We start from the raw sequence: 11,980 nt of genomic DNA, 5'->3' as shown, positions 1-11,980 counted from the left end.
TCGGCATTTTTTGCCGTTGGTCATGGGAACGAAATATGGCGGGCGATCCGCCATGGGCCGGCAACAAAAGCGCCAGGCCATGGCTCTCGCTCTGGAAGGGCTCAGGTTTCGCCGGTCTGAAGGAACCATCGGTCCGCGCCCTCCAGGCCGATGGCAGTCAGCCGGCCGGAATAATAGGCGCCGGTATCGATGCCGATGCGATTGGCCAGATTTTCGACCTCCAGCGTGATGCTATGGCCATGGACCACCATCTTGTCATGCCGTCCGCCATGGTTGAGGAAATCGCCGCGTATCCAGCGCAGGTCCGATGGTCGCTGCTCGGCGATCGGCACCCTGGGGCGGATGCCGGCGTGGACGAACAGATAGTCGCCGACCGTCAGATGATCGACGAAGCTGTCGAGGAAATCGACATCCGCGCGGGGAATATGGTTCAGCATCCAGTGGGCGATCGCCCCATCATCCATGTCGGCGCTCAGCGAAAGCGGCAGGCCGTAGCTGGCGAGCGTTTCCATGCCGCCGACCCGCCGGAAGAAGCTGACCGCGCCTTGGTCGCCGCGCGCGGCCATGACGAAAATCTCTTCATGATTGCCCTTGAGCAGCCGGATATCGCTGCCCGATCCATGCAGTGCCCGGACCCGCTCGACCACCTGCGCCGAATGCGGCCCGCGATCGATCAGGTCACCGAGCAGGATGAGGCACCGGCGCTTTCCAGGCCGCAGCGCATCGTCGGCGACCAGCATGCCGAGCAACTGGTCGAGCAGGTCGAGCCGACCATGAATGTCGCCGATCGCATAGACGCGCCAGTCATCCCCAACGCTGGGGGGCATCGCGTCCTCGTCATTGGATCGGCGCAGGAATTTCAGCATCGGGAGGGCCATTTGCGCTTCATGGCCCGCGATGCTGCCACAGCGTCACAGGCGCGGCAATGTCACGCCCTGCTGTCCCATATATTTTCCGGCCCGGTCGGCATAGCTGACCTCGCAAGGCTCGTTGCCCTGCAGGAACAGGAACTGGCAGGCGCCTTCATTGGCGTAGATCTTGGCGGGCAGCGGCGTGGTATTGGAAAATTCCAGCGTCACATGGCCTTCCCAGCCCGGTTCCAGCGGCGTGACGTTCACGATGATGCCGCAACGGGCATAGGTGGATTTGCCAAGGCAGATCACCAGCACGTCGCGCGGGACGCGAAAATATTCGACCGTGCGGGCAAGCGCGAAGCTGTTGGGCGGGATGATGCAGACGTCGGTCTTGCGGTCGACGAAGCTGTTGGCGGCGAAATCCTTGGGATCGACCACGGCGCTGTCGACATTGGTAAAGATCTTGAACTCGTCGGCGACGCGCGCGTCATAGCCATAGGAGGACAGGCCATAGCTGATGCAGCCGTCGCGGCGCTGATTCTCGACGAACGGCTCGATCATGCGGTTCGACTGGGCCTGCTTGCGGATCCAGCGGTCGGAAAGGATGGACATGGGTCTGTCAGCTCTTCTGTGCAGGGGTGATGCCAAGGTCGGCCGGGCCGAAGGCGTGGGGCAACAGGTCGGCAACGCGATGTTCGACCAGGCCGTCACCTTCGGGCGCGACGCAATAGATGGCCAGGGTGCGGCCGGCCATCTGTTCGGCCTCGTTGATGACCTGGCGGCATCGGCCACAGGGGCTGACGATCGCCTCGCCGCCGACGCTGCCGTCCGCCGCCATGCCGCCGCCGACGACCGCGATCTCGGTGACATCGGCCAGACGGCCCTGCGCGTTGACGGTCGCCAGCGCGACGGTTTCGGCGCAGAGCGACAGGCCATAGCTCGCATTTTCGAAATTGCTGCCGGTGACGATGCTACCATCGGTCAGGCGCACGGCGGCGCCCACGGCAAAGCGGCTGTAGGGCGCATGGGCATGGGCCAGCGCGCCGCGTGCTGCCGCGACCAGCGCGGCGATATTCTTGTCTTCTGCACTCATGGTGCCACCACATCCCATCTGATCGGTCCGTCGACGCCGTCGATATGCCGCATGTCGCTGGCTGTCCACATCACCCAGGGCCGTTTGGCATAATCGGGCGCGAAGAAATTGCCGTCGACCCACAAGGTCCGGTTGATGCCGCTGGCAATGTCATATTGGGCGTCGAAATCGGCGCTGATGTTGAGCAGGGCAGGCTTGCCGGCATGGCTTTCGACCAGGTTGACCAGCGTGTTGAGTTCCGACAGCACCTGGTCGCGGCCCGGCCGCGTGGCGCAGGACGGATCGAACCCCAGCCGGATGACCGGGGGCAGGGCGGCATTGTCGCGCGGCACGGTGGTCATGAACTGGGTCGCCTGATCGACGGCCTTGGCACACAGGCTATAGTCCAGCGCCGCGCCATAGCGCATGCCCGCGCCGCGTGCGCCGCGCCAGTTGGCGGCGAACAGCGGGTCGCGCAGGCTGGCGCCCCTGGCCGCGCGAATATAGGCGAAGTCCGCCCCCTGCGCCGCCAGCGTGCCCCATTCGACCAGGCCGGTGTCCGATGTCACCGATACGCCCTGGGTCGGATATTCGTCACGGTTCGGAGCCCATCCGCGTGCATAGATCCACAGTGCCGAACCCAGCACGATGATGATTGCCAGAACCGCCCCCAAGCGGACCAGCAAGCCCCCCAAAGTCAAACGCCCGATGATATTACCCCTTGATGTGCAGGACGCAGATAAGTGTGAACAGGCGGCGCGCGGTGTCGAAATCGACCGCGATCTTCCCCTCCAGCCGCTCCTTCAGCATGTCCGCTGCGTCGTTGTGAATGCCCCGCCGGGCCATGTCGACGGTTTCGATCTGCGCTGGCGAGGCATTGCTGATCGCCTGATAATAGCTGTCGCAGATCGCGAAATATTCGCGGATCGGCCGGCGGAAACGGCCCAGGCCCAGGATGATCGCCTCCAGCGGGCTGTCATCCGCGCGATTGATCTCGATGACGAGGCGCCCTTCCTCGACCCGCAGCACCACCTTGTAGGGACCGGCATAGCCGTCGGCATGGATGCGCTCGGGCGCGAAATGATTATCCTCCAGCAGGTCGAAAATGGCGATGCGCCGTTCCTGCTCGACATCCGCGTTGCGCCACAAGATGGTGCGCTCGTCGAGCTTGATGTCTATGATGCGCGGATCGGCCATGGCGGGTCTGCTGTCAGTGCGGCGGCGGGCCACGAAAAGCAAGCGGGACTTGTGGCGGGGGAGATGCGGTTGTTTCAACCTTCGCCCTTGCGCGACCCGCGTCGTGGCGCGATGAGGGCCCATGGTCGAACTCGTGAAACTCAATGCCGCTCCCGAAGAGGGCGGGCTGGAACTGCCGCGCAACGTCGAAGCGGAGGCTGCGCTGCTCGGCGCGCTGATGATTGACAACCGCATCGCGGAGGATGTGCAGCTCAAGCTCAAGCCCGAACATTTCTTCGAGCCACTGCATGGCCGTATCTATGAGGCGGTGATGCGCCTGATCGAGCGCGACATGATCGCCAATCCGGTGACGCTCAAGCCGATGCTGGAACAGGATCCGGCGCTCAAGGAGCTGGGCGGCGCGGCCTATCTGGCGCAGCTCACCGGCAGCGGTGCCGCGCTGCTGGGTGCGCGCGACTTCGCGACCCAGATCTATGACCTTGCCCTACTTCGTCAACTTGTGAACGTTGGTCGAGAACTGGTTGATAATGCTTTGGATACCAGTGAGGATGTCAATCCGCGCGAGCAGATCGAGCTGGCCGAAGTTGCGCTTTACAAAGTGTCGGAAGGCGAGGGCGAGAGCGGGTCGGTCAAGAGCTTCCTCTCCGCCTCCACCATGGCGGTACAGGTGGCTGAACGTGCGCTCAACAGCGGCGGCCATGTGTCGGGTATCACCACCGGAATCAACAGCCTCAACGAGAAGATCGGTGGTCTGCACAATTCCGACTTGATGATCCTGGCCGGCCGTCCGGGCATGGGCAAGACGTCGCTGGCGACCAATATCGCCTATAATGCGGCGTCGCGCTGGCTGCGCGACCATAATGACGGCATTCCGCCGGAAAAGAATATGGGCGCCAAGACCGCCTTCTTCAGCCTCGAAATGTCGGCCGACCAGCTGGCGACCCGCGTTCTGGCCGAACAGTCGGGGATCAGCGGCGAAGCGCTGCGTATGGGCAAGATCAGCCGGGCGGACTTCCAGAACCTGTCGCGCGCCGCGCGCGACCTGCAGGAACTGCCGCTGTTCATCGACGATACGCCGGGCCTGACGATCGCGGCGCTTCGGACCCGCGCTCGTCGCCTCAAGCGCCGTCATGATGTCGGCTTCATCGTCGTCGACTATCTCCAGCTGCTGCAGGGCAGCGGCAAGGCGGGCGATAGTCGCGTCAACGAAATTTCGGAAATTTCCCGTGGTTTGAAGACGTTGGCGAAGGAACTTCATGTGCCGGTGCTGGCGCTGTCGCAGCTCAGTCGTGCGGTGGAACAGCGCGAGGACAAGCGTCCGCAACTGTCCGACCTTCGCGAATCGGGCTCGATCGAGCAGGACGCGGACATGGTCTGGTTCGTGTTTCGCGAGGATTATTATGTCGCCGCCAAGGAGCCGGGCAACAAGGAAGGCCCCGAGCATCAGGAATGGGTGCAGGAGATGGAGCGCATCTACGGCCTGGCCGAGGTGATCGTCGCCAAGCAGCGTCACGGTTCGACCGGCCGTATCCGCATGAAGTTCGACGCCAAGATCACCCGCTTTTCGGATCTGGCCGAGGGCAGCTCCTACCTCGAAGACCTCGAATAAGCAGGCATGGCGGCGGATATATCCGCCGCCACCCGGTTCAGCCGGCGACGAACGCCTTGAAGACGATGCACAGGCCGACCATGCTGGCGAGATAGGCGAGCGAGCGGACCACCGGCACGCCCAGCCCATAGAGCGGCAGGTAGAGCGCGCGCGACACCAGCCACAGCCAGCCACCGATCGCCGTCCATTCGCTGGTGCGGCCGGCCACCACCACGCCGAACAGGACGATGATCGCGATCGGGAAGGTTTCCAGGAAATTGGCCTGGGCGCGGACCAGCCGGCCGCCGACGGGATCGAGCGGGGGCAGGTTTTCATCCCGCGCCCCGGTATTCCATTTCAGGCCATATTGCTTCGTCTTGAGATGCGCCGCCGCGAAGATATGGACCAGCAGCAGGACGCAGGCCCAGGCCAGGATCTTCAGTTCAACCGCCATCATGCCCTCCCTTGATCGCGGCGGCGCATTGCCATCCGCTTATTTGACGATTGGCAACCATATCGCGCTGGCACCCGCCGCGCCATATTGGACGCTCTGGGTCGCCGGCTTGTAGTCGCCCGGCTTGGCGTCGAAGATCGACGGCACATAGGTCTGCGGGTTGCGGTCATAGACCGGGAACAGGCTGGACTGGATCTGCACCATGATGCGGTGGCCCGGCTTGAACACATGGTTCACGTTCGGAAGGCCGAACTTGTAATTTTCCGCCTTACCCGGCGTCAGCGCTTGCGGCTTGTCGAAGCCATGGGCGTAGCGGCCCCGGAAAATGTCGATGCCGATCGGCAGTTCATATCCGGCCATGACCGGATTGGCGGTGTTTTCCTCCGGATAGACGTCGATCAGCTTCACCACCCAGTCGCTGTCGGTGCCACTGGTGGCGGCGAACAGGTCGACCATCGGCTGGCCGGCGATATGGACCTCCTTGTCCAGCACCGGCGTTACATAGGTCAGCACATCGGGCCGACCATCGACGAAACGCTGGTCCTTCACCAGCCAGGTGCGCCAGGCCTCATTCTGGTCCTGATGGATCGGCCGGGGCAGATAGGGGACCGGCTTGGCCGGATCGGATACATAGGAGTCGCTGCCTGCCGCTGCCGGCTTGGCCCAGGACAGGCTGTAGCTGGCACCCAGATAGAGCGGCGTCGGCGTGCCGCCCGGCCATTTGGCGCGGGTTTCCCATTTGTCGATGCCGGTCGCATAGGTGAGCGATCCGGGCATGGTATAGCCGGCGGGCGGATTGTCCTTGAGATAATGGTCGAGGAAGGGTTTCATCGTACCGACGCGGAACTGGCGGCCGGTATCGCCCTCGAACTGCAGATCGCCGAGGCTCCGGCCCTCATAATTGACGCCGCTATGGCGCCAGGGGCCGATCACCAGGCTGACCATGTCATTCTTCTTGTCCTGTGGTTCCAGCGCCTTGTAGACCGCCGGGGCGCCATAGCTGTCTTCCTGATCCCACTGGCCCACAACCAGCATCGTCGGCACGGTCAGGGTGCGCTTGGCCAGCAGCTTGTCGACTGCCTGTTCCTGCCAATAGGCATCATAGGCCGGATGCTCGAGCAGCTTGCGCACCGAAGGGAAGGCGTCGAGGCCATAGGCGCGGGCGAAGTCGCCGGCCGATCCGGCGTTCAGCATCGTCGTATATTCGTCGCCATTGCCCATCGGGATGGCGCCGCCGCCCTTCTTGGCGGTCTGCGACAGGCTGTAACCGAAGCCGAAATTGCGGAAGGCGCCATTGTGGAACCAGTCGTCGCCCATCCAGCCGTCGACCATCGGGCTCTGCGGCACGGCGGCCTTAAGGGCCGGATGCGGATCGATCAGCGCCATCAGCGAGGTGAAGCCGGGATAGGAGGAGCCGGTGATCGCGACCTTGCCATTGGTTTCCGGCACATTCTTCACCAGCCAGTCGATCGTGTCATAGGCGTCGGTGCTGTTGTCGACATCGGTCTTGTTGAGGGGGCCACGCAGCGGACGGGTCATGACATAGTCGCCCTCCGACCCGTGCAGGCCGCGCACGTCCTGATAGACGCGGATATAGCCGTCATTGACGAAATCGGCGTCCATGACCGGCAGGATTTCCTCGATCTTCTGGCTGCGGTTGCGGCTGGTCGCCTTGCCCGCATCATAGGGGGTGCGGGTCAGCAGGATCGGGCCATGGCGCGTGCCCTTGCGCATGACGATGACGGTGAACAGCTTCACTCCGTCGCGCATCGGGATCATCACTTCCTTGCGCACATAGTCCGCCTGTGGCCGGGCCGGATCATAGACATCGACCTTGTCCGGGGTCATCGGATCGGTCTGGGCGGCGATCGGCGCGGCGAGCGCAGCGATCATCAGGGCGGCAGCGGAAATCTGTGCGGCACGAAGCATGGCGATACCCCTTTGTTCTTTTGTAATCATGCAACGGGTCCGGCCTTGAGGGAAGGCCGGACCCACTTGTCCTTTGTCAGGCCTGCGCGAGGGCGCGGGCGCGATCCTCGATCCGCTTCTCCAGGATCGATAGCGGCATCGCGCCTTCCTCAAGAACGGCGTGGAACTGCTTGATATCGAACTTGTCGCCCAGCAGTGCCTGCGCCTTTTCGCGGGCCTTGGTCCAGCTGCCATGGCCGACCTTGTAGCTGGTCGCCTGGCCCGGCTGGGTGCAGTAGCGCTCGACCTCGCGCTGGCAGCGAGGGCGGGCAAAGCCGGTCTTCTCGACCATGTAATCGGTCGCCTGCTTGACGCTCCACTGCTTGGAATGGATGCCGGTGTCGACCACCAGGCGGGCGGCGCGGAACAGGAAGGACTGAAGATAACCGGCGCGATCGATCGGCGTCGCATAGCCGCCCAGCTCGTCGGCCAGTTGCTCGGCATAGAGCGCCCAGCCTTCGCTATAGGCGCTCATGAAGGCGACCTTGCGCAGCATCGGCACGTCACCGGCGGTCTGCGCGGTCGAGATCTGGAGGTGATGGCCGGGCACGCCTTCATGATAGGTGAGGGCCGGCAGGCCATATTTCGGCCAGTCGCCGACGTCCTTCAGGTTGATGAAGTAGATGGCCGGACGCGAACCGTCGAGTGCGGCGCGGTTATAATAGCCGTTGGAGGCGCCATCCTGGATCTCCACCGGCACCGCGCGGATTTCGAGCGGGGTGTTGGGGATGGTCGTGAACGCCTGGGACAGCTTCGCCTTCATGGCGTCGAGGTCGCGGTTGAGCTGGGCGAGCAGGGCGGCGCGGCCATCCGGGCTGTCGGCATAGAGCTGGGCCGGATCGACATTGAGCGCGGCCAGCTTTTCGCCGACGCTGCCCTTGGTGAAGCCGGCGCCGTTCAGGATCACGTCCAGCTTGGCGCTGATGTCGGCGACCTGCTCCAGTCCCATGGCATGAATCTGGTCGGCGCTAAGGTCGGTGGTGGTCGCCTGCTTGAGGGCGGCGGCATAGATTTCATCGCCGCGCGGGGTGCGCCATACGCCGTCACCGGCGGCGGTCTTGGGCTTCAACGCCTCGATTGCGGCGATCTGTTCGTCGAGCGCGGGATAGATCGACTTTTCGACGATGGCGGCGGCCTGTGCCTGCCAGTCGCCGGTCACGCCCTTGGCCGCGGCGCGCTTCACCAGCGACTGGACCAGGCTGCTGGTCGCGGCAGGCTGGCCGCGCAGCTTCTTCATCTGGCCGAGCGTCAGGTCGAGCGACCAGCCGGGGGCGAGATAGCCGCGCGCGGCCTCGTCCCGCTGCAGCGCGGTATCGGTCCGCAGGTTCCGGGCGAAGGCGTCGAGCCGGGCGACATAGGCCTCGCAATCACCGGCTGTGTTGATGGTGTGCGCGGTGTTCAGGAAGTCGGGCGTCTGGAAATAGCTGCCGCCTTGCTGGAAGATGCGATAGGGGCGCTGGACGCTGTTGAGGCCGAACTTGGCCGGCGCGACCGTCTGCTGGTCGAGCGAATAGAGGATGACCTCCAGGTTCAGGCGCTGCGCATCCGACAGGGCGGCGCCCTCATAGCCCTTGAACTCCTTGATCGCGGCCTGGGTGGCGGCCAGCTTCTTCATCGTGCCCGACTTGCTGTTGTCGTCGAGCTGGCTCTTGGCGGCGGAGCGGGCGCCCTTGTCGAGGCCGAGGCTGGTGACCATGGCGGGCGACAGGTCGAGCTGGCGCTCGAAGGCGGTGGCGAAGGCGGCCGACAGGCGGGCATCATCGGCGCCGGCCGCCTGGGCCAGGGCGCGTGGCGCAGCGGTGGCGAGCGCGACCGCGCCCGAGGAAAGCAGGAATTGACGACGATCCATGGGGCGACTCCCTTAAGTCCCGTTGGAAAGGGCGGAGTGTATTGCGCTGCTGACACGACAGGTCCAGCGCGCGCCCGCGCTTGTTACGCAATGTTACAATAAGATAGGGGGCGGGCACCCCGCAGGGCGCCCGGCGCGATCAGAAGGCGGGCAGGTTTGCCGGGTCTTCCGGATCGATGACGGGGATCGGCGTTACCGGCGAATGGATGCCGCATTCCACCTTGTCCCATCCGCGCCAGCGACCGGCGCGCGGGTCTTCGCCCGGTAGAACCTTGGACGTGCAGGGTTCGCAGCCGATCGACAGATAGCCCTGCGCCTCCAGCGGGTGACGCGGCAGTTGTTCGGCCTCGAAATAGGCTTCCAGATCGGTCTTGGTCCAGTCGCCCAGCGGATTGATCTTCAGTCGGCCGTCCTCGACCTCGAAGCGCGGCAGGTTCTGGCGCGTGACCGACTGGAAGGCCTTGCGGCCCGAAATCCAGGCGTCCAGGCTCGCCTTGGCGCGCTTCATCGGCTCGACCTTGCGGATTTCGCAGCAGCCGTCGGGATCATAGGACCAGCGCAGGCCGGTCTCGTCCTTCTTGGCCAGCACCGCCGCGTCGGGCGCAACCACGCTGCTGTTGGTGAAGCCCAGCCGCGCGATGAGTGTGTCACGATAGTTGAGCGTCTCGGCGAACATCTTCTGCGTGTCGACGAAGATCACCGGGATGGCCTTGTCGGCCTTGGCCACCAGATCGAGCAGCACCGCGCTTTCCGTGCCGAAGGAAGAGACGACGCCGACATTGCCGGCGAGGCCTTCCGCGAACACGGTCTTGAGCATGGTCAGCGTATCGACGCCCTCGAAGCGCGCGTTGAGCGCATCGGCATCCCCCTGGGTAAAGACGGGGCGGGCATCGATCACATCTACTAGCCGCTCTGGGATCTGGCGGGCAGGTTCAGCCATCAATTTTCTCCGGATGCCGTTTCGCCCAGACGGGCTGACGGCCATCGATCGTCTTCTGATAGACGTCGGCATAGCGGGTGAGCGCACGCTCCACGGCGGCGTCATCCAGGGCTTTGGCGGGGTGGAAACTGTCGAAGCCGCAGCGGCGCATGGCGTTGATCTGGTCGACCAGCACATCGCCCACGGCGCGCAATTCGCCCTGATAGCCCGATTCCCGCAGGATACGGGCCGCCGAATAGCCGCGCCCGTCGCCATAGGCGGGGAAATTCACCTCGACCAGCGAGAGGCGATCGAGATGGGGCAGCAGTTCGCGCGCATCCTCGCCCGGCTCGATGCGGACGGCGGTGGCGTTGGACTGGCCGGTGAAGGATTCGACCGTCACAGCCGGCTCCTGTGCGGCTTCACCGTCGCGGAAGGAGAGGAACTCAACCATAGATCGCCTCCTTGAAGGGCTTCATGCCGATGCGGCGATAGGTGTCGAGGAAGCGCTCCCCGTCGGTGCGTTCGGCCAGATAGATGTCCGTGACCTTCTCGATCGCGTCGACCACGCCATCTTCGGAGAAACCGGGGCCGGTGATCTGGCCGAGCGACGCATCCTCCGCGCCGGAACCGCCGAGCAGCAGCTGGAAATTCTCCACGCCCTTACGGTCGACGCCCAAAATGCCGATATGGCCTGCATGATGGTGGCCGCAGGCGTTGATGCAGCCCGAAATTTTGAGCTTCAGCTCGCCCAGTTCGGCCTGACGCGCATTGTCGGCGAAGCGCTGCGCGATCTTCTGCGCCAGCGGGATCGAACGGGCATTGGCCAGTGCGCAATAATCAAGGCCAGGGCAGGCGATGATGTCGGTGATGAGGTCAAGGTTTGCCTCGGCCAGACCCGCTTCCTCCAGCTTCTGCCAGATGGCGTAGAGATCCGCCTTCTTCACATGCGGCAGGACCAGGTTCTGCGCATGGGTGACGCGCAGTTCGTCGAGGCTGTACTGCTCGGCCAGCGAGGCGACCAGTTCGATCTGTTCGGCCGAAGCATCGCCGGGAATACCGGTCAGCGGCTTCAGGCTGATATTGACGATCGCATAGCCCGGCTGCTTGTGCGCCGCGACCTGACGGTCGATCCACAGGGCAAAGGCCGGATCGGCGCGATCAATGTCTTCGCTCAGGCCCGTTTCATAGGCCGGGTTGGCGAAGAAGGCGCGGATGCGGTCCAGTTCCTCGGTCGGCGGGTTGAGGCCCAGTTCGCGCATATGGGCGAACTCTTCCTCGACCTGGCGCTTATATTCCTCGACGCCGATCTCGTGGACCAGGATCTTGATGCGGGCCTTGTACTTGTTGTCGCGGCGACCGTAGCGATTATAGACGCGCAGGCAGGCCTCCAGATAGGAGACGATCTCCTCCTCCGGTACGAAATCCCTGATCTGCGGCGCGACCATCGGGGTGCGGCCCATGCCGCCACCGGCATAGACTTCGGCGCCGATGACGCCGTCCTTCGACACCAGCTTCAGGCCGATATCGTGCAGGCGCATCGCCGCGCGATCATCGTCGCTGGCAATCACGCAAATCTTGAACTTGCGCGGCAGGTAAGTGAATTCCGGGTGGAAGCTCGACCATTGGCGCAGCAGTTCGGCCCAGGGGCGGGGGTCCGCCACCTCGTCGGCGGAAACGCCGGCATATTGGTCGGAACTGATGTTGCGGATGCAATTGCCGCTGGTCTGGATGGCGTGCATCTCCACCGTCGCCAGTTCGGCGAGGATGTCGGGCGCATCGGCCAGCTTGATCCAGTTATATTGCAGGTTCTGGCGCGTGGTGAAGTGGCCATAGCCCTTGTCATATTTGGCTGCGATCTCGCCCAACTTGCGCATCTGTTTGCCGCTGAGCGTGCCATAGGGGATGGCAACGCGCAGCATATAGGCGTGCAGCTGGAGATAGAGGCCGTTCATCAGCCGCAGCGGCTTGAACTGATCCTCGGTCAGCGCGCCGGTCAGGCGGCGCTGCACCTGGTCGCGAAATTCATCGACACGGGCGTCGACGATGGACTGGTCATAGCTGTCGTAGCGATACATG

General features: G+C 64.0%; 12 protein-coding genes. 1 reads left to right on the top strand and 11 read right to left on the bottom strand.

Annotation, left to right across the window (positions count from 1 at the left end):
- Positions 1 to 101 precede the first annotated feature (101 nt).
- The 5 genes from ACUCV3_RS10815 to ACUCV3_RS10795 form a co-directional block, all read right to left on the bottom strand.
- Entirely contained in the window at positions 102 to 878 is a 777-nt protein-coding gene (locus ACUCV3_RS10815; protein ID WP_279729855.1) for a metallophosphoesterase family protein, read from the bottom strand.
- Between the two features lie 33 nt (positions 879 to 911).
- Positions 912 to 1,466 (bottom strand): dCTP deaminase, encoded by a 555-nt coding sequence (gene dcd / locus ACUCV3_RS10810; protein WP_004212213.1) that lies wholly within the window; start codon positions 1,464 to 1,466, stop codon positions 912 to 914.
- A 7-nt stretch (positions 1,467 to 1,473) separates the two neighbouring features.
- Complete coding sequence (locus tag ACUCV3_RS10805) at positions 1,474 to 1,947, bottom strand: cytidine deaminase (protein WP_048936936.1); 474 nt, start codon at positions 1,945 to 1,947, stop codon at positions 1,474 to 1,476.
- Complete coding sequence (locus ACUCV3_RS10800) at positions 1,944 to 2,576, bottom strand: GH25 family lysozyme (protein ID WP_004212215.1); 633 nt, start codon at positions 2,574 to 2,576, stop codon at positions 1,944 to 1,946. The genes ACUCV3_RS10805 and ACUCV3_RS10800 overlap by 4 nt, the downstream gene beginning before the upstream one ends.
- Before the next feature lie 64 nt (positions 2,577 to 2,640).
- Positions 2,641 to 3,123 (bottom strand): UPF0262 family protein, encoded by a 483-nt coding sequence (locus ACUCV3_RS10795; protein WP_279729851.1) that lies wholly within the window; start codon positions 3,121 to 3,123, stop codon positions 2,641 to 2,643.
- A gap of 121 nt (positions 3,124 to 3,244) precedes the next feature.
- Here ACUCV3_RS10795 and ACUCV3_RS10790 point away from each other — a divergent pair, with 121 nt between their 5' ends.
- Positions 3,245 to 4,732, top strand: coding sequence for a replicative DNA helicase (locus tag ACUCV3_RS10790; protein ID WP_010339984.1), 1,488 nt, complete (start codon positions 3,245 to 3,247; stop codon positions 4,730 to 4,732).
- Positions 4,733 to 4,769: 37 nt separating this feature from the next.
- On the opposite strand, the gene ACUCV3_RS10785 is transcribed toward ACUCV3_RS10790, so the two are convergent.
- The 6 genes from ACUCV3_RS10785 to ACUCV3_RS10760 form a co-directional block, all read right to left on the bottom strand.
- On the bottom strand, positions 4,770 to 5,165 hold the full coding sequence (locus tag ACUCV3_RS10785) for an MAPEG family protein (protein ID WP_029548059.1): 396 nt from the start codon (positions 5,163 to 5,165) through the stop codon (positions 4,770 to 4,772).
- Between the two features lie 39 nt (positions 5,166 to 5,204).
- Entirely contained in the window at positions 5,205 to 7,094 is a 1,890-nt protein-coding gene (locus ACUCV3_RS10780) for a CocE/NonD family hydrolase (RefSeq protein WP_279729849.1), read from the bottom strand.
- A 76-nt stretch (positions 7,095 to 7,170) separates the two neighbouring features.
- Entirely contained in the window at positions 7,171 to 8,982 is a 1,812-nt protein-coding gene (locus ACUCV3_RS10775; protein WP_279729848.1) for a DUF885 domain-containing protein, read from the bottom strand.
- Between the two features lie 139 nt (positions 8,983 to 9,121).
- Positions 9,122 to 9,922: a phosphoadenylyl-sulfate reductase gene (locus tag ACUCV3_RS10770; protein WP_279729847.1), complete on the bottom strand. Its 801-nt coding sequence runs from the start codon at positions 9,920 to 9,922 to the stop codon at positions 9,122 to 9,124.
- A complete protein-coding gene (locus ACUCV3_RS10765; protein WP_004212223.1) occupies positions 9,915 to 10,355 on the bottom strand; it encodes a DUF934 domain-containing protein in 441 nt (146 codons plus the stop codon). Before ACUCV3_RS10765 ends, ACUCV3_RS10770 begins: the two co-directional genes overlap by 8 nt.
- The gene (locus ACUCV3_RS10760; protein WP_279729846.1) at positions 10,348 to 11,979 is read right to left on the bottom strand and encodes a nitrite/sulfite reductase; all 1,632 of its coding nucleotides are present in this window, start codon (positions 11,977 to 11,979) and stop codon (positions 10,348 to 10,350) included. Before ACUCV3_RS10760 ends, ACUCV3_RS10765 begins: the two co-directional genes overlap by 8 nt.
- Position 11,980 lies beyond the last annotated feature (1 nt).

It is taken from the genome of Sphingobium sp. VMM (genome assembly GCF_056790315.1).
The sequence above is the reverse complement of the archived record's forward strand: the minus strand, read 5'-3'. Positions and strand labels throughout refer to the sequence as shown.

Coding starts and splice junctions, on each gene's coding strand:
- ACUCV3_RS10815 (WP_279729855.1), bottom strand. CDS start 878: ATGGCCCTCCCGATGCTGAAATTCCTGCGCCGATCCAATGACGAGGAC.
- dcd (WP_004212213.1), bottom strand. CDS start 1,466: ATGTCCATCCTTTCCGACCGCTGGATCCGCAAGCAGGCCCAGTCGAAC.
- ACUCV3_RS10805 (WP_048936936.1), bottom strand. CDS start 1,947: ATGAGTGCAGAAGACAAGAATATCGCCGCGCTGGTCGCGGCAGCACGC.
- ACUCV3_RS10795 (WP_279729851.1), bottom strand. CDS start 3,123: ATGGCCGATCCGCGCATCATAGACATCAAGCTCGACGAGCGCACCATC.
- ACUCV3_RS10790 (WP_010339984.1), top strand. CDS start 3,245: ATGGTCGAACTCGTGAAACTCAATGCCGCTCCCGAAGAGGGCGGGCTG.
- ACUCV3_RS10785 (WP_029548059.1), bottom strand. CDS start 5,165: ATGGCGGTTGAACTGAAGATCCTGGCCTGGGCCTGCGTCCTGCTGCTG.
- ACUCV3_RS10780 (WP_279729849.1), bottom strand. CDS start 7,094: ATGCTTCGTGCCGCACAGATTTCCGCTGCCGCCCTGATGATCGCTGCG.
- ACUCV3_RS10775 (WP_279729848.1), bottom strand. CDS start 8,982: ATGGATCGTCGTCAATTCCTGCTTTCCTCGGGCGCGGTCGCGCTCGCC.
- ACUCV3_RS10770 (WP_279729847.1), bottom strand. CDS start 9,922: ATGGCTGAACCTGCCCGCCAGATCCCAGAGCGGCTAGTAGATGTGATC.
- ACUCV3_RS10765 (WP_004212223.1), bottom strand. CDS start 10,355: ATGGTTGAGTTCCTCTCCTTCCGCGACGGTGAAGCCGCACAGGAGCCG.
- ACUCV3_RS10760 (WP_279729846.1), bottom strand. CDS start 11,979: ATGTATCGCTACGACAGCTATGACCAGTCCATCGTCGACGCCCGTGTC.